25 protein-coding genes, 3 riboswitches and 1 other annotated feature are annotated in these 21,542 nt (G+C 41.0%); of the genes, 6 read left to right on the top strand and 19 right to left on the bottom strand.

The genetic code is table 11. The features are described from left to right. Window positions 1-6: 6 nt before the first annotated feature. The 8 genes from mgtE to ACTJJD_RS04315 all read right to left on the bottom strand — a co-directional run bounded on the left by mgtE (window position 7) and on the right by ACTJJD_RS04315 (window position 6,301). Window positions 7-1,365 (bottom strand): magnesium transporter, encoded by a 1,359-nt coding sequence (mgtE, locus tag ACTJJD_RS04350; RefSeq protein ID WP_007498785.1) that lies wholly within the window; start codon window positions 1,363-1,365, stop codon window positions 7-9. Between the two features lie 207 nt (window positions 1,366-1,572). Further along, a riboswitch (M-box (ykoK) riboswitch) is annotated at window positions 1,573-1,736 on the bottom strand. A gap of 132 nt (window positions 1,737-1,868) precedes the next feature. Further along, the gene (locus ACTJJD_RS04345; protein ID WP_008346168.1) at window positions 1,869-2,012 is read right to left on the bottom strand and encodes a hypothetical protein; all 144 of its coding nucleotides are present in this window, start codon (window positions 2,010-2,012) and stop codon (window positions 1,869-1,871) included. Window positions 2,013-2,186: 174 nt separating this feature from the next. Continuing rightward, window positions 2,187-2,705 carry a PepSY domain-containing protein gene (locus tag ACTJJD_RS04340; RefSeq protein WP_008346169.1) on the bottom strand — a complete coding sequence of 173 codons (519 nt, stop codon included), beginning with the start codon at window positions 2,703-2,705 and terminating at the stop codon, window positions 2,187-2,189. 93 nt (window positions 2,706-2,798) lie between these two features. After that, window positions 2,799-3,488: a PepSY domain-containing protein gene (locus tag ACTJJD_RS04335; protein WP_284565017.1), complete on the bottom strand. Its 690-nt coding sequence runs from the start codon at window positions 3,486-3,488 to the stop codon at window positions 2,799-2,801. Window positions 3,489-3,554: 66 nt separating this feature from the next. Beyond that, entirely contained in the window at window positions 3,555-4,904 is a 1,350-nt protein-coding gene (locus ACTJJD_RS04330; protein ID WP_284565016.1) for an ATP-binding protein, read from the bottom strand. A 3-nt stretch (window positions 4,905-4,907) separates the two neighbouring features. Next, the gene (locus ACTJJD_RS04325) at window positions 4,908-5,594 is read right to left on the bottom strand and encodes a response regulator transcription factor (protein ID WP_440608141.1); all 687 of its coding nucleotides are present in this window, start codon (window positions 5,592-5,594) and stop codon (window positions 4,908-4,910) included. Between the two features lie 199 nt (window positions 5,595-5,793). Beyond that, entirely contained in the window at window positions 5,794-5,997 is a 204-nt protein-coding gene (locus ACTJJD_RS04320) for a helix-turn-helix transcriptional regulator (RefSeq protein WP_008346178.1), read from the bottom strand. Window position 5,998: 1 nt separating this feature from the next. Next, the gene (locus tag ACTJJD_RS04315) at window positions 5,999-6,301 is read right to left on the bottom strand and encodes a hypothetical protein (protein ID WP_440608140.1); all 303 of its coding nucleotides are present in this window, start codon (window positions 6,299-6,301) and stop codon (window positions 5,999-6,001) included. A 459-nt stretch (window positions 6,302-6,760) separates the two neighbouring features. Here ACTJJD_RS04315 and ACTJJD_RS04310 point away from each other — a divergent pair, with 459 nt between their 5' ends. From ACTJJD_RS04310 to ACTJJD_RS04300, 3 genes are all read left to right on the top strand, one after another. Then, a complete protein-coding gene (locus tag ACTJJD_RS04310; protein ID WP_007498796.1) occupies window positions 6,761-7,720 on the top strand; it encodes a S8 family peptidase in 960 nt (319 codons plus the stop codon). Window positions 7,721-7,832: 112 nt separating this feature from the next. Next, window positions 7,833-8,025: riboswitch (cobalamin riboswitch) on the top strand. A gap of 156 nt (window positions 8,026-8,181) precedes the next feature. Then, window positions 8,182-10,470 carry a 5-methyltetrahydropteroyltriglutamate--homocysteine S-methyltransferase gene (gene metE / locus ACTJJD_RS04305; protein WP_039170288.1) on the top strand — a complete coding sequence of 763 codons (2,289 nt, stop codon included), beginning with the start codon at window positions 8,182-8,184 and terminating at the stop codon, window positions 10,468-10,470. Window positions 10,471-10,612: 142 nt separating this feature from the next. Next, window positions 10,613-11,083 carry a nucleoside deaminase gene (locus tag ACTJJD_RS04300; RefSeq protein WP_008346184.1) on the top strand — a complete coding sequence of 157 codons (471 nt, stop codon included), beginning with the start codon at window positions 10,613-10,615 and terminating at the stop codon, window positions 11,081-11,083. Between the two features lie 73 nt (window positions 11,084-11,156). On the opposite strand, the gene ACTJJD_RS04295 is transcribed toward ACTJJD_RS04300, so the two are convergent. Further along, on the bottom strand, window positions 11,157-11,576 hold the full coding sequence (locus ACTJJD_RS04295; protein ID WP_284565014.1) for an organic hydroperoxide resistance protein: 420 nt from the start codon (window positions 11,574-11,576) through the stop codon (window positions 11,157-11,159). A 161-nt stretch (window positions 11,577-11,737) separates the two neighbouring features. Here ACTJJD_RS04295 and ACTJJD_RS04290 point away from each other — a divergent pair, with 161 nt between their 5' ends. Next, complete coding sequence (locus ACTJJD_RS04290) at window positions 11,738-12,184, top strand: MarR family winged helix-turn-helix transcriptional regulator (RefSeq protein ID WP_008346188.1); 447 nt, start codon at window positions 11,738-11,740, stop codon at window positions 12,182-12,184. A 33-nt stretch (window positions 12,185-12,217) separates the two neighbouring features. Here ACTJJD_RS04290 and ACTJJD_RS04285 read toward each other — a convergent pair whose 3' ends face one another. The 6 genes from ACTJJD_RS04285 to purU all read right to left on the bottom strand — a co-directional run bounded on the left by ACTJJD_RS04285 (window position 12,218) and on the right by purU (window position 17,788). Next, window positions 12,218-12,646, bottom strand: coding sequence for an organic hydroperoxide resistance protein (locus tag ACTJJD_RS04285; RefSeq protein ID WP_440608139.1), 429 nt, complete (start codon window positions 12,644-12,646; stop codon window positions 12,218-12,220). 176 nt (window positions 12,647-12,822) lie between these two features. Further along, complete coding sequence (locus ACTJJD_RS04280; RefSeq protein ID WP_008346190.1) at window positions 12,823-12,957, bottom strand: hypothetical protein; 135 nt, start codon at window positions 12,955-12,957, stop codon at window positions 12,823-12,825. Then, on the bottom strand, window positions 12,947-14,083 hold the full coding sequence (locus ACTJJD_RS04275) for a Rap family tetratricopeptide repeat protein (protein WP_024719625.1): 1,137 nt from the start codon (window positions 14,081-14,083) through the stop codon (window positions 12,947-12,949). Before ACTJJD_RS04275 ends, ACTJJD_RS04280 begins: the two co-directional genes overlap by 11 nt. Before the next feature lie 125 nt (window positions 14,084-14,208). After that, window positions 14,209-15,456, bottom strand: a complete 1,248-nt coding sequence (locus ACTJJD_RS04270; protein ID WP_440608138.1) for a glutamate-5-semialdehyde dehydrogenase — start codon at window positions 15,454-15,456, stop codon at window positions 14,209-14,211. Between the two features lie 12 nt (window positions 15,457-15,468). After that, window positions 15,469-16,566, bottom strand: a complete 1,098-nt coding sequence (gene proB, locus ACTJJD_RS04265; protein ID WP_025207224.1) for a glutamate 5-kinase — start codon at window positions 16,564-16,566, stop codon at window positions 15,469-15,471. A gap of 56 nt (window positions 16,567-16,622) precedes the next feature. Then, window positions 16,623-16,842: a binding site (T-box leader), on the bottom strand. 43 nt (window positions 16,843-16,885) lie between these two features. Continuing rightward, a complete protein-coding gene (purU, locus tag ACTJJD_RS04260; protein ID WP_138825629.1) occupies window positions 16,886-17,788 on the bottom strand; it encodes a formyltetrahydrofolate deformylase in 903 nt (300 codons plus the stop codon). Window positions 17,789-17,951: 163 nt separating this feature from the next. Between purU and ACTJJD_RS04255 the strand changes: the two genes are divergently transcribed. Beyond that, window positions 17,952-18,137, top strand: coding sequence for a hypothetical protein (locus tag ACTJJD_RS04255; RefSeq protein WP_024719622.1), 186 nt, complete (start codon window positions 17,952-17,954; stop codon window positions 18,135-18,137). A 33-nt stretch (window positions 18,138-18,170) separates the two neighbouring features. Here the strand turns inward: ACTJJD_RS04255 and ACTJJD_RS04250 are convergent, their stop codons facing one another. After that, the gene (locus ACTJJD_RS04250) at window positions 18,171-18,485 is read right to left on the bottom strand and encodes a DMT family transporter (RefSeq protein WP_017367096.1); all 315 of its coding nucleotides are present in this window, start codon (window positions 18,483-18,485) and stop codon (window positions 18,171-18,173) included. Then, window positions 18,482-18,811, bottom strand: a complete 330-nt coding sequence (locus ACTJJD_RS04245; protein ID WP_024719620.1) for a DMT family transporter — start codon at window positions 18,809-18,811, stop codon at window positions 18,482-18,484. Before ACTJJD_RS04245 ends, ACTJJD_RS04250 begins: the two co-directional genes overlap by 4 nt. Window positions 18,812-18,877: 66 nt before the next feature. Further along, window positions 18,878-18,987: riboswitch (guanidine-I (ykkC/yxkD leader) on the bottom strand. A 199-nt stretch (window positions 18,988-19,186) separates the two neighbouring features. Here ACTJJD_RS04245 and ACTJJD_RS04240 point away from each other — a divergent pair. Beyond that, on the top strand, window positions 19,187-20,230 hold the full coding sequence (locus tag ACTJJD_RS04240) for a bifunctional transcriptional activator/DNA repair enzyme AdaA (RefSeq protein ID WP_017359128.1): 1,044 nt from the start codon (window positions 19,187-19,189) through the stop codon (window positions 20,228-20,230). A gap of 18 nt (window positions 20,231-20,248) precedes the next feature. On the opposite strand, the gene ACTJJD_RS04235 is transcribed toward ACTJJD_RS04240, so the two are convergent. Beyond that, complete coding sequence (locus tag ACTJJD_RS04235; RefSeq protein WP_017359129.1) at window positions 20,249-20,794, bottom strand: GNAT family N-acetyltransferase; 546 nt, start codon at window positions 20,792-20,794, stop codon at window positions 20,249-20,251. 16 nt (window positions 20,795-20,810) lie between these two features. Continuing rightward, window positions 20,811-21,299 carry a small multi-drug export protein gene (locus ACTJJD_RS04230; RefSeq protein WP_007498817.1) on the bottom strand — a complete coding sequence of 163 codons (489 nt, stop codon included), beginning with the start codon at window positions 21,297-21,299 and terminating at the stop codon, window positions 20,811-20,813. Window positions 21,300-21,542: the final 243 nt, after the last annotated feature.

Below are 21,542 nucleotides of genomic sequence, written 5' to 3'. Positions count from 1 at the left end.
TTTTGACTACATCAGTGTATGAAGAAATGCTGTTGCAATTCCAAAATAGATGAGTAAGGATAAAATATCATTCAATGTTGTGATCAGCGGTCCAGATGCAATGGCTGGGTCGACGTTTAATCTGTGTAAAATAATCGGCACGACCGTACCTGCCATTGTCCCAATAATCAGTGTTGCAAGAAGCGAGGAACCAACAACAAAACCTAAAATCATATTGCCCTGCCATACCATGGCAACGACCGTAATAATGATTGAACAAACAATCCCAATATAAATACTTGTTCTCAGCTCTCTGAAAATCAAGCGCATAATGGTTTTTTTCGTTAATTCTTCTTTTGACAATCCTCTAATGACAACCGCTAGAGACTGTGTCCCTGTATTCCCTGTCATACCTGCAATCATCGGCATGAAGAATGCTAAAGCAACGACTTGCTGCAGGGTATCTTCAAAATAATTTAAGATACTGCCTGAAATCAGCCCAATGAATAGAAGCAAAATGAGCCATGGAAGACGGCGGTATGCCGCCACAAATGCCGGTGTGTCGAACGTGATATCTTTACCAGAGGCAGCAAACTTTTCATAGTCTTCTCCTGCCTCTTGAATCACAACATCAATGATATCATCGACTGTCACAATTCCGACTAAGACATTGTTCTCTTCTACAACAGGGATGGCAAGGAAATCATATCGCTCAATGAGCTTCGCGATTTCTTCCTGGTCTTGAAAGGCACCAACGGCAATGACTCTTGTAAACATAAGATCCTGCACTTTTTCATCCGGTTCACCTAAAATAAGATCCCTGTATGAGAGTACCCCTACAAGCTGTTTTTGATCATTTATGACATATAAGTAGTTGATCGATTCGGCAATTTCAGCAAAGCTTTTCAGCTTCACCACGGCATCCTGAACCGTATAATGCTGCGGAATCCAAACGTACCGATTGGTCATGATCCGGCCTGCTGTCTCAGCAGGGTAATTCATGAGAAGCTGGACGGCCTTGGATTCCTCTGCTTCCATGTTAGATAAAAGCTGATCCTTCAGCTCATCCTCCATCTCATCAAACAAGTTGGCTAGATCATCGTTATCCATTTTGTTTGTGACGAAGGTGGCTTTGTCTTTCCCTACTTTTTCAAGAACAATCTCTTGATATTCCCGCTCCAGTTCACCCATCATTTCCGTCACGTCATCGACTGTTAAAAAGCTGAGAAAGCGGCCGCGGTGTTTTTCTGGAAGCTCCTTGAATAAGTAGGCCATATCATAAGGCTGAAGTTCTTCCATAATGTTTTTAAATTCTTTACGTTTTCCATCTCTTAGTAAAATAATGATGCGTAAAATGAGTTCATCGTACGTAATGTTCTGTATCATCGCTGTTACCTCCCCAAAATCAGGAGATACCCGAATCCCTTAGATTGTGCGGGGGTCAGGATCTCCTCTATCTGATGCGTCAATCTGATCTTTTGAGATACTCTCTATGTGTCTCGAATCGGGATGATCCATCCCCACACCTCCTTTTCTCATAAAAAAGCACCTTCAACCGAATGAAGGCGCTTTGTAAGCATGACAAATAAACACTTGCTCCTTCAATCGTAGAGCTTTAGCACTGTATGGCATAGGATTCATCCAGCTGCATTAAAAATCACCTTATGTCGATGATTCCTGTTGACCCATTGGCGTCTTTGGACATTTTTGGGCAGCAGCGTATCTCCATACAGGAGCCTCACCTAACGAAGTCTCATATTGTTGACACACTGAGATTACAGAAAAAGCGCAATGATGTCAATAAGCAAGATGCCAAGTTTCCTGATGTATTCGCTTTCTTTTCAAAAAAAAGAGCGATAGACAAGTTGACCATCGCCCTTTCATGTCTTCTATTCCTCTTCTGGCTGATTCATATCCTCTTGGGAGAGGAGATGAAAGGAATCATGCAAAAACAAAGCATATCCTTCTCCATCAGGATGGGGAACATATTCCGCACGATCCATCGTCTGTTCTTCTTCTTTTTTCTTCATCATATTCTCTCGCCTCCTTTCCAGTAGTTTGTCCCAATGAAAAAACCTTACACATAAAAGTGTAAGGTTCAGCGTGTGCGTGCTGGTGCTCACGAATGTCAATTTCGCCCCGCGCCAGTACTCGTCCTTCCTAGGGCTGCAAAGGTTTTCTATCACGCTCAAAGGTTCATTTATACCTTAATCGTCCCATTCTTGCTTGAGGATTTTGCCTGTTTTAGCGGAAATCTCAAAATCAACTTCTTCGCCGCTTGGTGTCGTAATTTCGATTTCATACAAGTACACACCATTTTCTTTATCTAATTCTGAATCTGTGACTGTTCCTTTTACTTTTGCAAGGGCAATTTGTTCAGCCTGTTTTTTGGTGATTTTTACATTTTGTTTCTTTTCTTTGACTGGATCATTGAGCGCTTTGCCTGTTTTGGCATCGACATATACTTTATATTCAAAGCCGCCTTTTTTTATCTCGACCTCATATACCCATTTTCCTTTTTTACGCTCAAGATCTACATCATCTACATAGCCTTTCACAACTTTTAATGCTGCTTTTTCAGCCTGTTTCTTTGAGACAAATGAAGATTTCTTTTGCACCACTTGTTCGGCATTTGCCGTTTGATTTGTATTTTGCGCTTGAAGGGTGAAACCACCTGCGACAAGGGCTCCTGTGAATGCTGTAGCGACTAGCACTTTTTTTATCATATTTCATTCCTCCTCTGTTTGATTTCTCCTTTATCTTAAAAAAACAAGATGATAAAGGAAGGAAAGGAACATGAGAAAATCATGAGAAAATGATTAGTTTTCGTACGTAATGCCTTCAATATCTCCTGTATAGGCATTCACTAACACCTCTGCCTCTCTTCCATCCGGCAAATCGAGCTCTACCTCAAACACGAGCATTCCGCTAAAAGTTTCAAGATCTGCATCATCCACTGTGCCGCCCACTTCTTTTACGGCAATCTGAATGGCTTCTTCTACCGTTATTTTTGTGAGCTTCTTTTCTTTAGAGGTTGGCTTTTTCTTTTCTGCTTCAATCACCTTGAACGTGTCTTTCTCAACATCCACTTGATACAGTTCTTTTTTTGATTGAATCGTAAAGATAAAGCGATCCGATTTTTCTTTCTTTTGAATCACGGTACCCTTCACTTTTTTCACTGCCACCTCTTCTGCTTGGAGTTCGGCATTTTTCTCATTTGTTTTTTGATAGCTCTTTAACTGTTTCATCTCTTTCATTTGACCGCTTGAGGAAGATGCAATGATTTGATAGATGCCATTTGAATTTTCAAGCGTCAATGTATAGTCCTGTTTATGATTGATCAAATCAATATTTGTGATGTTTCCATTGTAGTCTTTTGCGATGATTTTTTTAATGTCTGCTTCGCTTAATATTTTTTGGTCAATGGTTTGAATCATGAGCATTGCAAAGGCCGCAAGAATGAAAAGACATCCTGCGAGCGTAAGCAGCATTTTCATTTTTTTAGACATGCAGCGCCCCCTTCCTATTTCCTATTTTATAAGGAGGAAATGAGAAATTGATGAGAAAAGACCTACTTATTTCTGAAAAAGAATGGTCATCACGGTTCCTTCACCGATACGACTGTCTACCTTTAGCTCAGCCCCATGCTCTTCAGCAATTTGCTTCGCAATTGACAGACCAAGTCCAGTTCCGCCCGTCTCACTGTTTCTCGCTTCATCCACACGGAAAAAGCGGTCAAAGATTTTCGGCAGATCCTCTTCTTTTATGCCAATTCCTTTGTCAACAACCGAAATAAACGGTTTCTCTCCTGCTCGTCCGCAGTTCACATCAACTGCCTCTGCACTATATTTAACCGCATTATCAATCAAGATGGTCAAAAGCTGTTTGATCTTCTCTTCGTCCCCTTCAGCAATCACAGGCTGATCTGTTTGTATATGAGTAAGGATGGTTCGATTGGTTGCCACTTCAAGTGTATGGCCGACTTGGCTGCACAATTGACCAAGATCAACCGGCTTCATGTCCAAGTAAAGCGGCTGCCCATTTTTCGCCAGTGTGAGTAGTTGATCTGTCAGCCTTTTCATTTTTTTTGCCTCATCATGAATGGCTTGAGAGGATTCTTCTACGACCTCTGGCCGGCTTTGCCCCCAGCGTTTTAGTAAATTGCTGTAGCTCATGATGACGGTAATGGGTGTTTTCAATTCATGAGAAGCATCGTGTAAAAATTGCTGCTCTTTCTCATAATGTTTCTCGAGAATTTCGGCCATTTCATTAAAGGTGTGACCCATTTGATACAGTTCATCCTTTGAATCGCCTGTTAATTCAATTCGTTTAAATGCCTTTTCTCTCATACTTGCTTTCATCGTATTGGTCATTCGACTAATTGGGCGGACAATTTGTTTCGTTAAAATGTGGCCTGCAAAATAAGAAAGCACAATAAACAAAACGCCAGTAGTGATTAAAATCATTTTTAATAACGCCAAGTTCTCTTCTGTATTTTCAATTTCTTCATATACTTGCAGCGACACAATGTCCCCATTTGTCCAAATGACAGGGATAGCCGCGAACGCAATCATATGCTTATTGTATTCTTGAATTTCTGCTGTCTGACCAGATTCGTATGTAAAAGGAAGTGAGCTGAACGTAGATTCCTTCGTGACGGTCAGCTTTGATTCACCTTTCTCTGTGACGACACGGATCATACCATTTTGAGGCAGATACGCTTTCAGAAGCTCTGAAGATGGAAGGCCCTCTTCTTCTGACTTCTTTAGTGCAATCGCAATATTTTCAGCTACTTCCGACAGTCTGGACATATCTTTTTGCGTCAAGGTCATCGAAAAAATAAAGTAAATCGCTGTATGAAACAGCAGCACCATTAAAAACAAGGACAACGATGTATAAAGCTGGATCTTATTTTTTAATCTCATGCTTTATCCTTTCATCACATAACCCACACCTCTCACTGTGTGAATCAATTGTTTTTCAAACGGGTAATCGATTTTTTTCCTTAAATAGCGAATATAGACATCAACCACGTTCGTGTCACCAAAATAATCAAAACCCCAAACAGCTGTTAAAAGCTGATCTCTTGTGAGCACTTGCTGCTGATGTTTCAATAAATGAACAAGCAAGTCATATTCTCTCGGTGTCAGCTCAAGCGTCTGATCGTCTCTTTGAATTTCTCTTGTTTTCTCATTCACCGTTAAATCTGCAATACTTAGCTCAATTTCCTTTTCCTCTTGCGCATTGTGATTGAACCTCAGCTGTGCACGAATTCGCGCTAATAATTCTTCTATGTCAAAGGGTTTTGTAATATAATCGTTTGCCCCAAGATCAAGACCGCTGACCTTATCGGGAACACTTCCTCTTGCGGTAATCAAAATGATCGGTGTTGCCGTATTTGTCTTTCGAACCCTTCTAAGCACTTCAAGTCCGCTTAATTCTGGAAGCATGACATCTAGAAGCACTAAATCAAAACTCTCCTCTTCGAGCGCCTGGAGTCCTTTCATCCCTGTATCTTGGACTGTGACCTCATATCCTTCATATTCAAGTTCTAATGACAGCACTCTTGCAATTTTCTTTTCATCTTCTACCACGAGTATCTTCCCTTTGTTCATCTCTATCTCTCCTATCTGAAAGGCAAGCTTGTCTTTCCATTATTATATGTTGCCTTTCTCCATTGGAACAGTCACAATCTTCATATTCTATTTTTCATGAATGAGGAATTGTTATGTAATATGGTTGATTTTTATTTTCAGCTGATCCTTTCACATTACACAAATCAACAAAAAAAGCCTCTTTTCTGAGGCTGGTCCCTTACTTCTTTTTAGGTTGACTGACAAAAAGCTCATCTACAGTCGTATTCAAAACAGAGGCGATGTCAAAGGCTAATTGTAAAGTAGGGTCGTACTTATCGTTCTCAATGGCATTGATGGTTTGTCTCGAGACCTTACACCGTTTAGCAAGTTCTTCTTGGGATAATTTAATGGATTTCCTTAGTTCTCTTATATGATTTTGCAATTTAATCACCATATTTTTTTCTGTATATGAGTAATGTAACTAAATATATGACCGAAATCACAGTTAGGAACATGATGGGAGAAATCCCAAACCCCTTATCAGAATTGTTCCCTTGGGTCGTTAAAAATATAGACTCAGCGACTTCTAATAAAAGCATACCAATGACCACCATAAATGCATACGATTGAGCTTTTGAGTAGATAAATCTCTTTCTTTCATCACCCTTTTGAATCGTGGGCGCGATAAAAATGAACAGTCCGACCACTAATAAGATGACTGAATACACATCTTTGACAACATCCAACGGTTAGTCCCCTCCAATCAAAATGTCAAATACTTTTTACATTTCAATCATATCATCCGCTTAAAAAATGTCAAATACTTTTTACATTCTATATTCTTTCGATCATTATAATGAAAAAACAATTATCTGCACATGGCATGTACCTTTTTCTTTTCTGTCATCCTCTATCTCTTTATATGATTGTTTTTTCGATCTGCCTTTTTTAGTTCTTTTCACCCATTTTCATCTGTACAGGTGCAAGCTCACTATGCAACATTTCATTCTTTTTCATATGATACTAAGAGTTTTCCTCAAAAGGTGACTTCTTTCGGCAAGATATGAGGAGAACTGCACAATAAATAATTATTTGATTATTTGAAAAATTATTACAATTGACCCTTTCCGATCAAACATTTGTTTTATACAATAACATTACGCAACCTGAATCTACTTTGAAAACAAAATAAGGAGGGCTTTCTTATGAAAGGTGAAATTCGCTTAATTCCGTATGAAGTAAAAGCCAATGTGATGGAAGCGAAAGAGACGCCGGAAAGTATTCAGGAGATTAAAGCACCCGAACTTTGGTCAAGTGGCTTCAAAGGAAAAGGCATAACCATTGCTGTCCTTGATACAGGTTGCGACACGGAGCATCCCGATTTAAAAGATCAGATTATCGGAGGAAAAAACTTTACCGATGATGACAATGGCGATGCTGAGAATGTAAAAGACTACAACGGGCATGGTACCCATGTCTCAGGAACGATTGCAGCAACGGATCAAAATGGCGGCATTTTAGGTGTTGCCCCTGAAGCCAAGCTGTTGATCGTGAAAGTTCTTGGAGGGAAAAATGGCAGCGGGAAATACGAATGGATTATCAATGGCATTAACTATGCGGTTGAACAGAAAGTTGATATCATTTCCATGTCTCTCGGTGGGCCAAGCAATGAACCAGAACTGCAAAAGGCCATCCAACATGCGGTAAGCAGCGGTGTGCTTGTTGTCTGCGCAGCAGGAAATGAAGGTGACGGAGACGAGCGTACTGAAGAGTTCTCCTACCCAGCTGCATACAACGAGGTCATTGCCGTCGGCTCTGTCTCTCTTGCAAGAGAATCCTCTGAATTCTCCAATGCGAATAAAGAAATCGACCTCGTCGCTCCAGGTGAAGACATTTTGTCCACTCTCCCTAACCATAAATACGGAAGACTAACAGGCACTTCCATGGCTGCCCCTCATGTGAGCGGTGCACTCGCCATTATTAAAAATGCCGAAGAAGAAGCGTTCCAGCGTAAGCTGACAGAACCTGAGGTATATGCTCAGCTCGTACGAAGAACCCTTCCGCTAAAACAATCGAAAACCCTTGTAGGAAACGGGTTTTTATATTTAACTGCACCAGATGTGCTTCTTGAGAAAACATTAGAAGCAGAACTTTTGTCTCTATAGGTACATGTTAGGTCCTGAGAAAAGATAGAATTTTCTCAGGATTTTTTTAATTAAAATTATTCAAAATTTACTTTGACGAAATGAAGTGAACGTTATATAATCGAACACAATAAATTCATAGTTTGAGAGTCGGTAATTCGATCACACGTCGAATTTTAATTGGGAAGACCGGTGAAAATCCGGCGCGGTCCCGCCACTGTAAGTGAGGAGAGCTTTTCGTTAATCATCCACTGTCGTGAAGATGGGAAGGATGAAAAGCTTGCAGATTCACTAGCCAGGATACCAGCCGCTCTATCACATCAAACCCCCTACGGTTGATAGGAGATGTCGGAAAAGCGTTCGTCATTGATACTTACGCCTTCTTTCGCACACACATTTTGTCTTTTTAAACCAGACATTTGCCCTCATCAATCTTGACCATGAGTGTGAGTGTCTTTTTATATTTAGAGGAGGAATTGGAATTGACAATTGTTAAAACAAGTAATCTAGGTTTTCCGCGAATTGGTTTAAACAGAGAATGGAAAAAAGCACTTGAGTCTTATTGGAAAGGTCAAACTGACCGAGAAACCCTCTTAAGCACACTCGATGAACAATTTTTAGCCGCTATTAAAACTCAAATTGATCAACAAATTGACGTTGTTCCTTCTGGCGACTTCACCTTCTACGATCACGTGCTGGATACTGCCGTTATGTTCAATTGGATTCCAGAGCGCTTCCGCAGCTTGAAAGACCCGCTAGATACATACTTTGCGATGGCAAGAGGAACAAAAGATGCTGTCTCAAGTGAAATGACAAAATGGTTTAATACAAACTATCACTACATCGTTCCAGAATACGAAAAAAGCACAGAATTCAAACTCACACATAACAAACCGCTTGAAGCCTACGAAAAGGTGAAAAAAGCGTTTGGTGTTGAAACAAAACCTGTCGTTCTTGGTCTTTATACATTTGTTTCTCTTTCTAAAGGCTATGAAGCCAATGAAGTGAAAGAGATTCAGCAACGCCTAGTGCCGCTTTATACTCAGTTGTTAAAAGAGCTTGAAGAAGCCGGTGTAAAATGGGTTCAAATTGATGAGCCTGCTTTAGTCACAGCTTCAAGTGAAGACGTGAAAGCAGTAAAAGCCATCTATCAAACGATTAAAGAAGCTGTACCTGCCTTAAACGTTCTCCTTCAAACATACTTTGACTCAGTAGATGCCTATGAAGAGCTTGTCACGTATCCTGTTGAAGCCATAGGTCTTGATTTTGTCCATGATCAAGGACGAAACCTTGAACAATTGAAAAAACACGGCTTCCCAAAAGATAAAATTTTAGCAGCCGGTATCATCGACGGCAGAAATATTTGGAGATCAGATCTAGGAGAAAGATTATCGTTTGTTTCTGAAGTGATTGCTGACGTGCAGCCGAAAGAAGTATGGCTGCAGCCTTCAAGCAGCCTGCTACATGTCCCAGTTGCAAAACATCCGAGCGAACAGCTTGAAGAAAAACTATTAAACGGACTTTCTTATGCCACTGAAAAACTGGCTGAATTAACGCTATTAAAAGAAGGCTTATCAAAAGGAGCGGCTGCCATTGATGCAGACATCCATGCAGCAAATGAAGCACTTCTGACGTTAAAAGAATTCGCGAAAGGAACGAATGCGGACCTGACAGCAGAGCGCAACAATCTTTCATCAAAAGATTTTAAACGTCCAGTTGCTTTTGAAGAACGACTACGCATTCAAAATGAATCTCTTGAACTGCCGCTTCTTCCAACCACAACAATCGGAAGCTTCCCTCAGTCAGCTGAGGTGCGCAGTGCTCGTCAAAAATGGCGCAAAAATGAGTGGACAGATGCTGAGTATGATGAATTTATTAAAAAAGAAACAAAAAGATGGATTGATATTCAAGAAGAGATTGGCCTAGATGTACTCGTTCATGGAGAATTTGAACGTACAGACATGGTTGAATACTTCGGTGAAAAACTCGCTGGATTTGCCTTTACAAAATTCGCTTGGGTTCAATCTTATGGATCACGCTGCGTGAAGCCGCCGATCATTTATGGAGATGTAGAATTTACAGAGCCAATGACAGTGAAAGAAACGGTTTACGCTCAAAGCTTAACGGAGAAAAAAGTCAAAGGAATGCTGACAGGGCCTGTCACGATCTTAAACTGGTCTTTCCCAAGAACAGATATCTCTCGTAAAGACATTGCCTTCCAAATCGCTTTTGCTTTACGTAAAGAGGTAGAAGCGTTAGAAGCAGCGGGTATTCAAGTGATTCAAGTGGATGAACCTGCGCTAAGAGAAGGTCTTCCTTTAAAAGAGAGTGATTGGGCAGCATACTTAAACTGGGCAGCAGAGTCATTCCGTCTATCGACATCGTCTGTTCAAAATGAAACGCAAATTCATACACATATGTGCTACAGCAACTTCGAGGATATTGTTGATACGATTGAAGACCTTGATGCAGACGTGATTACGATTGAACATTCACGCAGTCATGGCGGGTTCCTCGATTATTTAGAAAAACACCCGTATTTGAAAGGCCTTGGACTTGGGGTGTATGACATTCACAGCCCGCGCGTTCCATCTGTTGAAGAAATGAGTAAAATCATTGATGATGCACTGAACGTATGTCCGACAGATCGCTTCTGGGTCAACCCTGACTGTGGACTGAAAACAAGACAAGAACCTGAAACCATTGCTGCTTTGAAAAACATGGTGACAGCTGCTGAAGTCGCTCGTAAAAAGCTAGCGCAGCACGCATAATGGACTTACTCTTCCCCTGCTGAACATTTGGCAGGGGTTTTTTATCCGTAAATTGTCCTGTTCGATCTCCTCCTACAATGATTCCTTTTCTATCATGATTCGTTTATACTAGAGAAGTCAGTCGAACAAAGGGAGGAAGACAATGAATCACGAAGCTTTTTTACAACGCGCAATTGATCTTGCAGTAGAAGGAGTAAATAGTGGCACAGGCGGCCCTTTTGGAGCGGTCATTGTCAAAGACGGTCAGATTATTGCAGAGGGAAGCAACAATGTCACAACGAGTAATGATCCAACCGCACATGCAGAAGTGACAGCCATTCGAAAGGCGTGCCAAACACTACATACATACCAATTAGAAGACTGTATTTTGTATACAAGCTGTGAGCCTTGTCCAATGTGTCTTGGTGCTATCTATTGGGCTAGACCAAAGGCCGTATATTTTGCCGCTGGACACAAGGATGCAGCGACTTCTGGTTTTGATGACTCCTTTATTTATGAAGAAATCAACAAAGAATACGAATCAAGAAACATTCCATTTTACCAGCTGACCCTTCAAAAAACCCTTGCTCCATTTGAAGCATGGGACACATACGACAAAAAGAAAGAATATTAAAAAAAGACACCTGCTCCACAGCAGGTGTCAGTAGATTGTTGAGAAAGGGCTAAATTTTAGCCCTTTTTTCTTTTCATGATTCCGCCACTTCAAGCTCTACTTCGATGTTTCCTCTTGTTGCTTTTGAATATGGACAGAATTCATGTGCATCCTCAACAAGCTCTTTCGCTTTGTCATGGTCAAGCCCTTTAGCGGAAACAATCAGCTTCACGCCAAGTTTAAAGCCGCCATCACTTTCATCTTTTAATAGACTGACATGTCCTTCTACTTCTGATTCAATTTCGACACCTTGCTTCTTGGCGACTTGTTCAAGCGCCCCTCCGAAGCAGGCCGCATAACCCGCTGCAAATAATTGCTCAGGATTCGTACCAGTTTCTCCATCTTTCTTTGCGTTTGGCATCACAATGTTGTGGTCAAGCACACCATCATCAGAACGAACATGTCCTGCTCTTCCGTGCTGTGCTTTTACTTTTGCAGTAAATAATGGTTTCATCTTGATCTCCTCCTTCTTCTACTTATACCTTTCACGTTCTATTCGTTGCTCAAACATTTATGGCACATTGAAGAATTTTTCATTTTTAGTCTGTATTTATTTTAAAAAGGAAGAAAATCTTATACAATGATAAGTATGACAAAAAATAGTTGGTGACAGATATGACAAATGAATTTGAACATATGAAGCTGGAAAATCAGCTTTGTTTCTTGTTATATGCAAGTTCAAGAGAAATGACGAAGCAGTATAAACCATTATTAGAAGAGTTAAATATCACATACCCGCAATATTTGGCACTGCTTTTGTTATGGGAGCATGGGACATTAAATGTGAAAACAATGGGAGAGCTTTTATATTTAGACTCCGGTACACTCACACCTATGCTAAAACGAATGGAACAAAATGGACTCATCATCCGCGAACGTTCGAAAGAGGATGAGCGTTCGGTCCAAATTCGTTTAACAGAATACGGAGAAGCTTTACAAGAGAAGGCCACTTCGATTCCATTTCAAATGCTGTCTGGAACAGGCAGATCAGAAGAAGAGCTGAAAACACTTCGCGCTTCTTTACATGAGCTTCTGCAAAAATTAACACAATCAAAAGGCTGAGGGAATATTCCCTCAGCCTTTTTTTGATGTCTATTATTCAGCGACAGCTACTAATTCTACTTCAATGTTTCCTTGCGTTGCTTTTGAGTATGGGCAAACGCCGTGTGCTTTATGAACAAGTTCATCAAGTGCAGATTGCTCAATTCCAGTTCCTTTTACTTCTAATTTGACACCTAGTTTAAAACCGCCGTCTGAACTGTCTTTGATTAAGCTTACATGTGCCGTTACTTCACTTTCAAAACGGATACGCTCTTGTCTTGCGACCATTTGAAGAGCTGAATCAAAACATGCAGAATAGCCCGCTGCGAATAATTGCTCTGGATTCGTTGCTTTCTCAAGCTTTTTCGCTCTTGGCGTTCCTGGCATTGCTACATCATGCTCTAGTACGCCATCTGTTGACACAACCTTACCTTCTCTTCCTCCTACAGCTGATACCGTTGCAGTAAATAAAACTTCTGACATGAATATAACCCTCTTTCGCTCTATTAATATTTTCTACAATTGAATTGTACACAATATAAATTCAAGAGTCAATGAAAAACACTCACTTTCATCTTTCCTCCATTTTTTATTTTTATGAATGTGCAACCTACGATGATTGAAGCGGTCAATAAAAAAAGCCCTTTAAAAAGGGCTTTTTAGATCGTGATATGCTGCGGATTCGGTTTTTCTAGCGTATGGTTTCTGTTATCGGGGTCGGCATTAGGTGATGTGATCCATAATGCCAAGATCGTGATGCTTGTACAGACGACTGCCCATTTTTTAAAATTCATATAAACAATCCCCTCTCTGAATATAGATACGAGCATGTTCCGCTTCCCCATAGAACATGGAAGATTTTTCATAATCCTCCATTTCATTATAATACTTTGCGGTGTCTAAAGCCAGCTCTTCTATATCTGGATATGCATAGGAAGATTCTAAAAAATGGAAAATTCGTTTAATATGCTCTGCATCTTGTCGTAAGTACAACGCTTCTAAAAAAATGGTCTTCTGAATATGAATGTCATCCTGCAGAGCTTCTGCTCGTTTCATACATTCTTCTCTGTAATATAATGCTTCATCGTTTTTACCTTGTTTGTATAAGATCTGAGCGGCTGTATAAAGAGGGTCTATCGATCGACGAAGATGATCAGATTGGTTTTGATCAAATAATGAGATGGATTCTTTCATTAAGTCGAGTGCGCGGTTCAAGTCTCCCATTCTGTAATAACTGTTGCCCATATTAAACAAAGAAGAAGCAATAAAACGCACATTCTGAAAGTCTCTTGACCTTGCAAGTGCTCTTTCGAGATGTGGCAATGCCTTTTCATGCCTTCTCATATCATCATAATTACCGGCTACAATAAATTCACACTGAATGGTACGAAGCGCATATAGTTCGTGCTGAATATAGACATCCAGCGCTAGTTTGGCATGGTGCATCGAAATGTGTGTTTGTTTCATGTGATAATATATTTCTGACATTTTAAAATGAAATTCTGCACGTTCAATATCGTCGGATACAAAAGAAAGCTTATGCTCTGCCTTTTGATAGGACGATATGGCAGCAATGTACTCTCTCCGGCCGAACTCATACATGCCTCTGAAGAAATGATAGTAATATTCAAGCATGCCTGTGACATGCGTTTGATGCTCATCTATTTCTTTCGAAAGCTCGGAAAAGTTGGCGCGAAGCTTTCCTTCCTTTAATGGCTTTAAATAATCGAGCATGACCTCATGCCTGAATTCCATTAAAGAAAAATAGAGAAGCAAATTCTGATCTTCTTCCATTGAATCAAGAGAGGTGCGAATTTCCTGCTTTAACTGTTCTGCTTGTTCTGAATCAAATCTGCGGATTAATTCATACCACTTGTTGATTTTCACTCCAATATCCGAAGAGGGAATGATTTTCGCCATACGTTGCCTTCTCCAATCTTCTCAAAATATAAAACATTACCATATTTTATCATACTTGACCGAAGAAATACAAAAATGAAAGGAAAAAGAGAGCCTTGTGCGATAAGACTCTCTTTTTGGATGGGTTATTCTCTTATTTGTCCTTGACCACGAATCACAAATTTTTCAGAGGTTAGGGCTGGCAGACCCATTGGTCCTCTAGCATGCAATTTTTGTGTGCTAATGCCGATTTCCGCTCCGTAGCCAAATTCAAAGCCATCTGTAAACCGGGTAGATGCATTATGATACACAGCGGCAGCATCAACGGCTGTTAAGAAAAGTGCCGCATGCTGCTCGTTTTCCGTAATGATCGCTTCAGAATGCTTAGAGCTATACATTTGAATATGCTGTATCGCCTCTTCCATGGTCTTTACGGTTTTAATACTGACAATCGGCGCTAAAAATTCCGTTTCAAAATCAGTGGCCTTAGCTAATGTGGCACTCGGTGCAAGTGCACATACTGCTTCATCGCCCCGTATTTCTACACCATGTGTCTGAAGTGCTTCAAAAAGCGAAGCGCCATGTTCTTTTGCCCATGTTTCATGAATGACAATGCTCTCAATGGCATTACAAACAGATGGTCTTTGTGTTTTCGCATTCAGAACAATTTGTTCAGCCATTTCTTTTTGGGCTGTTTCATCAATGTAAATATGACAATTCCCTGCACCCGTCTCAAGTACTGGAACAGTAGACTCTCTCACAACAAGATCAATTAAATGTTTCCCGCCGCGTGGAATAAGGACATCTAGATAGTCATTTAAAGTGAACAGGGTTTTAGCCGTCTCACGGCCTGTATCTTCAATCAATTGTACACTGTCTACTGGAATATCCGTTGGTTGCAGCGCTTCGTGAATGACTTTCACAATCGCTTTATTACTATGAATGGCCGATGAACTTCCTCGAAGAATCACAGCATTTCCAGTTTTCAAGCAAAGAGTGGCCGCATCGACTGTCACGTTTGGTCTTGCTTCGTAAATCATCCCAACCGTTCCAAGAGGCACACGTACTTTTTCAATGAGAAGCCCGTTTTCTTTTTGAATGGTCTCTAATGTTTCACCAATTGGGTCTTTGAGCTGAATGAGTTGATTCGTAGCGTCTGCAATCGCTTCAATTCTCTCTTCTGTTAATGTAATTCTGTCGATCACAGATGGCGTGAACTCTTTGTCTATAGCCGCCTGAACATCTTTTTGGTTTTCGGCAATTAAATAAGCTGAAGATGCTTTTAATGCTTTTGCAATAGCGTCTAATGCAGCATTCTTTTGTTCAGTTGTTTTTAATAGCAGCTGATCTTTGGCTGCGCTTGCCTTTTTTGCTTTTTTTAGAACTTCATTCATCGTTTTCCCTCCTCAGTTTTGTACATGCTGAACCCAGTGATCTCGGTGAATGACTTCAGGTTTTTCATAAGAAAGCTCCTGACTTCGCATCCCTTTAATGCCAAGAAGCTCATCAGAATCATACAATGTTTGCCCTTTACCGACTAACCCGTTTGGACCAACGACTTCGACGACCTCTCCTTTAGAAAATTCACCAGCTACATCAATGACACCAGCTGGAAGAAGACTCCTTCCATTATGCAAAATCGCCGCCTCTGCCCCCGCATCAATCATGATCTTCCCAGAGACTGGTGAGTGGAATTGAATCCATTGGCGACGGTTATTGACTGATGATAAGTCTTGTTCACCAATATATGTGCCGTCCCCTTGACCAGCGAGAATGTGAAGAAGCTTGTCTTCCCCTGTACCTGTGCCAATGAAGACTTTAACGCCAAGGGAGAGAGCTGTTTGTGCAGCTGAAAGCTTAGATTTCATCCCGCCTGTTCCAACCTTTGAACCCGTACTCTTCGCATATGAGAACAATTCATCTGAAATGTGAGTCAGCACATCAAACCGCTTCGCATCAGGATTCTCACTTGGATTGGCATCATAAATTCCGTTGATATCTGTTAAAATGATCAATTGGTCTGCATGAATTAAGCCACTGACCAGTGCTGATAACATGTCATTATCACCAAAGGTAAGCTCCTCGATGGACACAGAATCATTTTCATTAATGATCGGTAAAATTTTTCTTTCGAGCAGTTCCATCATCGTTGCGTAAGCATTTCGATATCTTGTACGATCTGAAAAGTCATTACGTGTTAAAAGCATTTGTGCAGGCGTCATCTGAAACTGTGAAAATAGTTCTGTATATTTCTGCATTAACAAGCCTTGACCAACAGCAGCAGCAGCCTGCTTCCCTTTTAAGGTCACAGGTCTTGACGGATATCCTAAACTGCCAAATCCCGCCGCAACGGCACCTGACGAAATGAGAATGATTTCATGGCCTGCCTCTTTTAGCTTTGCGATGGCTTTGACATGATCCTGCATTTTTTGTTCATCAATGGCTCCCTTTTGCTCTGTTAATGAACTGCTACCAATTTTTATGACGATCCTTTGCTTTTTCATCATTGATTCCCTCCGCTATACCTTTCACCACATAAAAAATCCCTTTTTCTCCTTATGTAAAGGACGAAAAAGGGATTTTCCGTGGTACCACCTTCATTGAATAAGCACACGTCTGCTTATTCCACTCAACTCCTGTAACGCCAGGCATGCGCTTAGATTTTTCCTCTAAGGCTCAAAGGGTAGGTTCAGCAGCTGTCTGCGGCAAATGTTTCAGCATGTCATTTGCTCTCTTTTACACAGCAGGTCCTGCTTACTATTCCTTCTCAACGCTCGTTAATTTTTTTATATTATCACCAATTGCTTCAGAAAAGTCAAGCGGTCAATTAAACACAATCGTTTTATTCTCATGGACAATGATTCGATCTTCCAGATGCCATTTGACAGCTCGGGCAAGCACGCTGCGCTCAATCGTGCGGCCAATATTTTTTAATGCCTCTGTATCATCTCTATGATCTACCCGCTCAATATCCTGTTCAATGATTGGCCCTTCGTCTAAATCATTTGTCACGTAATGAGAAGTCGCACCAATCAGTTTAACCCCTCGCTCATATGCACGCTTGTAAGGGTTAGCCCCTATAAAAGCCGGCAGGAAGGAATGATGAATATTAATGATTTTGTTCGGGTGCTGTTCGATAAAGGCTGGCGTCAAAATTTGCATGTATCTAGCAAGCACAACCGCATCAATATCATATTCTTCTAATAAGGCAAGCTGTTGTTTTTCTGCATCTTGGCGAATGTCTTTATTTGCTTTCACGAAGTGGAATGGAATGCCGAGTGCTTCGACTGTATCCTTTGCCGTTTCATGATTGCTGATGACAACCGCTATTTCAGCCATTAAATTACCGCTTTGCCATTCCCATAAAAGTTCATGTAAACAATGAAGCTCTTTGGACACAAAGATTGCCAGCTTTTTTAGATCACTTGCACGCGACATGCTCCATGTCATGTGAAATGATTGCGCAATTGGCTCAAAACTGCTTTTCAATTGATCTAAGTTGGCAGAAATGTCTTTCCAATCAAATTCAATTCTTAAAAAGAACCGGCCGCTCTCATGATCTGTTGTGTATTGACTAGATTCAATGATGTTTGCTCCATGTTCAAATAAAAAAGTAGAAACAGCTGACACAATACCAGGCTGATCCGGGCAGCTGACTAAAAGCCTTCCTTTTTGCTCATGCTTTTGTCTGTGTAATTCAAGTTTCTCTGTAATCAATGTTCTCATGTCTTATGACCTCATTTACGTTTTTCATTCTAATGAAATATTATACTGGACTGGAAACAGAAAAAGCAATTAAGTGGCGTATTTTTTATTGAATATTCATTCAATTCTGCACCTGGCGTGATATAATATGAATAGACCTTTTATCACAAAAGGAGTGATGGAGATGAAAAGCATGACTTTGTTTGGTAAAGTGAGCTTTTGGCTCGGCATCGTATGTCTAATCACGGGCATTTATCTATTTATGACCGGAGAAAGACTCATTCCTTTACTTACATTTGGTGTATGTTTTCTGCTTGTGAGTCAACTTTACCGCAAAAATGAAAACGATTCCAATCATCATTCGATGTAGCAAAAAGGCTGGCACATGTTTGCCAGCCTTTTCTTATTCAATGATTTTCAACCCGACCGCTGCCGATAAAATCAGTGCGATAAAGAAAATACGTTTTGCGTCTTTCGACTCACCATAAAACAACATCCCAACAATCGCTCCTCCAGCTGCTCCGATTCCTGTCCAAATCGCATACGCCGTTCCCATCGGAATTGTATTCATCGCAAGAGACAGCATCAGAAAGGAAAGCGAAAATCCAGCTGCTATGAAGAAAATCCATTTGACATGGCGATCTTTCTGGAATTGATTCATCATGGTGACACAAAGCATTTCTAAGATGCCTGCCCCAATGAGTAAAAGCCAGCTCACGATTCAGCCTCCCCTTTCTTTTCACCTGTGGTCAATTTGAGTCCTAATACACCGCTTAAAAGCACCATGATCAAAAGTAATTTTACTAGCTGTACCGGCTCACCCATGACCATCCCTACTATGACCGTACCGGCTGTTCCAAGTCCGGTGAAAACGGCGTAAAGTGTGCCAACTGGAAGTACCGTCGTGGCTTTTAGGAGTAAATAAAAGCTGACGACAATACAAACGATGGTTGCGCTCCATTCCAATATAGAGCCAGCATATTTCAACCCCATTACCCAGCCGACTTCAAATACGGCTGCAATCAAAACATTTCCCCATTTCATTCGATCTCTTCCTTTCTTACCGATTCCAAGCAATAAAAAAAGCCCGGAAATCGATCGTTTGATCAAATCTCCCGGGCTTTTATCCCTCCGTGTCCATACGGTCTATTGTCTAGACCCTATGTGTTTTCTCTCGGTCCAGACTGCGCTGCCCGCACGGAACCCTAGAAAACCAATTCATGATAATCAGATCTAGCGTAGAGCCGATTCTGTATGAAAAAGTGTATCACACCCTGATATGCCGGTCTACCACTTTGCTTTTTTCCTTCAAATATACTTGTTCATTTTTCGAAAGAAAGTGGATGAAAGCGAAGTATACTAAATGATAGAAAGAGGAACGACCACATCACTGATATAATAAAACAAGAGGTGGATCAAATGATGATGACCGACGAACAAAAACACGAATTTTATCAAGCACTTGTTGATAAAAATCCGCAATATGACGGCACGTTTTTTGCTGGTATTAAAACAACCGGCATCTTCTGCCATGCCACGTGCACTGCTAGAAAACCAAAATATGAGAACTGCGAGTTTTTCTTTACAGCAGAGGAGGCGCTGCTTGCAGGGTATCGGCCGTGTAAGCGATGCACGCCTTTAACATATCCTAACAGCATTCCAGAAGAAGTCAAAACACTTGTATCAGCAGTTGAAGAGAGTCCTGAGAAACGGTGGAAAGAAGAAGATTTTCGCCAATTAGGGATTCACTCTGCAACAGCTCGGAGAAAATTCAAAGAAATCTATGGAATGACCTTTGTTCAATATGCTAGATCACGCCGAATGGGGCTAGCGTTTAAAGAGATTCTGAACGGAAAAAAAGTCATTGATCAGCAAGTCACCTTCGGTTACGAGTCTTCCAGTGCCTTCAATGATGCCTTTACGAAAATCATGGGGAATCCACCCAAAAAGGCGCAAGTCAATATTTTGCATGCGAATTTTATTTCTACTCCGATTGGGCGGATGATGAGCATTTCAGATGCAACCCATGTGTATTTGCTGGAATTTATGGACAGGCGAGGATTAGAAAGAGAAATTGAGAACATCAGAAAAAAACATCATGCCCGTATTTTAGTTGGAGAAACAAACGTTCATCAGCAATTAGCAAAGGAATTGGCCTTATATTTTGAAAAGAAACTCACGCAGTTTACTGTGCCACTTGCTATACATGGCACCCCTTTTCAGAAAAGGGTATGGGATCTTCTATTACAGATTCCGCCAGGCGAAACGAGATCGTATCGAGATCTTGCCATCATGCTTGGCGATCCCCATTTGGTTCGGGCAGTTGGAAATGCAAATGGTGCCAATCAGTTGGCCGTCATCATTCCTTGTCACCGAGTCATTCAAACAAGCGGTGAACTTGGCGGATATGGCGGGGGAATCGAACGAAAGAAATATTTACTTCAGTTAGAACAGCGTCTATAAAAGAAAAAGCGGCTCTCCTTATGATTCAAGCGAGCCGCTTTTTCCGTCACGAGTAACACTGTAAACATCAATCATTTGATCCCATTTTGAAATGGTTTTTTCTTTTTTCATCCCCATTTTCATTGCGACCTTGACTGACGCTTCATTGTCAGGGCGAATTAAGCTGACCATTCGCCTCACCTTCATTTCGTCAAAACCATACGCAAGACAGCCTTTTGCAGCCTCAACAGCATATCCTTTTCCCCATGCCGATCTCTTTAGCATATAGCCAATTTCAAGCTCTGTTTGTCCTTCGACGTTTTGGAGAACAATTCCGCTTTGACCAAGTGGTTCCTTCGTTTCTTTTTCTTCAATGATCCACAGGGATGTATGAAATGTGCGGTCATTCTTTTGATTCCAAGCAATCCACTCTTTTGTCTGCTTTTCATCCTTTAGTGAAGGATAATACTTCATGACCTCTGCATCTTGGAACAGCTTTTCATATAAAAAAGGCGCATCGTCTTCATCCATTGTTCTCAGTCTGAGACGCTCTGTTTCAAGCACGATCCGTGTTTGATGTGCTATTTTTTATCCCCCCTGCTTACTTGCTAAAAATATCTCCGAACAACCCATTTGAATCTGGGGCAAAGTAATGGAACCCCGCACCCGTTAAACTAGCAGCTAATGCGGTCCACATGATTAAACTGACCGTCATCCACACAGTGACTTGTTTTCTTTTCGTACCGAAGCTCATACACATAAAAGCCGCTAAATGACTGCCAATAATAAAAGGACCAATAAGTGCCAGACCAGGGAGACCGTACCGTTCCCAAACCTTTCTGGCTTTCAGCTGTTTTTTCTCTCCTTTTTCATCATGTTTCTCCTCTTTCCTCTTCAGCCACCACGCTTTAAATCGGTCCACGAAGACGATGAGTAGTAAGACGGTAAGAAAGTTGCCGACGAATCCAATAACTGCCGTTGTCACAGGATGCAGACCACTTAAAATCCCCAGCGGAACGACACCAACCACTTCAAAGAAAGGTAAAGCAGCCAATATAAAAACGAGTACATACCCCCATACAATATCCAATCACAGAACCCCTTTTCATTTTTGTCCTCTTCTCATTGTAAAGAAAAATGTGATCCCATATCTACATTTTTTTAGAAAAAGAAAAGCACATCGCAAGTGATGTGCTCCAGATTGTTGACAAAGGGCTAAAATGAACTTTATTTTAGCCCTTTGTCTTCTTTTCAGCTTGATAGAAAACCTTTGCAGTCTAGGAAGGACGAGTACTGGCGCGGAGCGAATTTGACATTCGTGAGCACCAGCACG

This window comes from Bacillus sp. 22446 (assembly GCF_052044955.1).
Classification (GTDB): domain Bacteria; phylum Bacillota; class Bacilli; order Bacillales; family Bacillaceae; genus Bacillus; species Bacillus altitudinis.
Note: the sequence above shows the minus strand (reverse complement) of the source record. Positions and strands in the feature narration are given on the sequence as shown.

Coding starts and splice junctions, on each gene's coding strand:
- ACTJJD_RS04335 (WP_284565017.1), bottom strand. CDS start 3,488: ATGTCTAAAAAAATGAAAATGCTGCTTACGCTCGCAGGATGTCTTTTC.
- proB (WP_025207224.1), bottom strand. CDS start 16,566: ATGAAAAAGCAAAGGATCGTCATAAAAATTGGTAGCAGTTCATTAACA.
- ACTJJD_RS04290 (WP_008346188.1), top strand. CDS start 11,738: ATGACAAATGAATTTGAACATATGAAGCTGGAAAATCAGCTTTGTTTC.
- ACTJJD_RS04255 (WP_024719622.1), top strand. CDS start 17,952: ATGAAAAGCATGACTTTGTTTGGTAAAGTGAGCTTTTGGCTCGGCATC.
- ACTJJD_RS04240 (WP_017359128.1), top strand. CDS start 19,187: ATGATGATGACCGACGAACAAAAACACGAATTTTATCAAGCACTTGTT.
- ACTJJD_RS04340 (WP_008346169.1), bottom strand. CDS start 2,705: ATGATAAAAAAAGTGCTAGTCGCTACAGCATTCACAGGAGCCCTTGTC.
- ACTJJD_RS04295 (WP_284565014.1), bottom strand. CDS start 11,576: ATGAAACCATTATTTACTGCAAAAGTAAAAGCACAGCACGGAAGAGCA.
- mgtE (WP_007498785.1), bottom strand. CDS start 1,365: ATGATACAGAACATTACGTACGATGAACTCATTTTACGCATCATTATT.
- ACTJJD_RS04245 (WP_024719620.1), bottom strand. CDS start 18,811: ATGAAATGGGGAAATGTTTTGATTGCAGCCGTATTTGAAGTCGGCTGG.
- ACTJJD_RS04345 (WP_008346168.1), bottom strand. CDS start 2,012: ATGATGAAGAAAAAAGAAGAAGAACAGACGATGGATCGTGCGGAATAT.
- ACTJJD_RS04330 (WP_284565016.1), bottom strand. CDS start 4,904: ATGAGATTAAAAAATAAGATCCAGCTTTATACATCGTTGTCCTTGTTT.
- ACTJJD_RS04280 (WP_008346190.1), bottom strand. CDS start 12,957: ATGAATTTTAAAAAATGGGCAGTCGTCTGTACAAGCATCACGATCTTG.
- ACTJJD_RS04270 (WP_440608138.1), bottom strand. CDS start 15,456: ATGAATGAAGTTCTAAAAAAAGCAAAAAAGGCAAGCGCAGCCAAAGAT.
- ACTJJD_RS04285 (WP_440608139.1), bottom strand. CDS start 12,646: ATGTCAGAAGTTTTATTTACTGCAACGGTATCAGCTGTAGGAGGAAGA.
- ACTJJD_RS04310 (WP_007498796.1), top strand. CDS start 6,761: ATGAAAGGTGAAATTCGCTTAATTCCGTATGAAGTAAAAGCCAATGTG.
- ACTJJD_RS04325 (WP_440608141.1), bottom strand. CDS start 5,594: ATGAACAAAGGGAAGATACTCGTGGTAGAAGATGAAAAGAAAATTGCA.
- ACTJJD_RS04275 (WP_024719625.1), bottom strand. CDS start 14,083: ATGGCGAAAATCATTCCCTCTTCGGATATTGGAGTGAAAATCAACAAG.
- purU (WP_138825629.1), bottom strand. CDS start 17,788: ATGAGAACATTGATTACAGAGAAACTTGAATTACACAGACAAAAGCAT.
- ACTJJD_RS04300 (WP_008346184.1), top strand. CDS start 10,613: ATGAATCACGAAGCTTTTTTACAACGCGCAATTGATCTTGCAGTAGAA.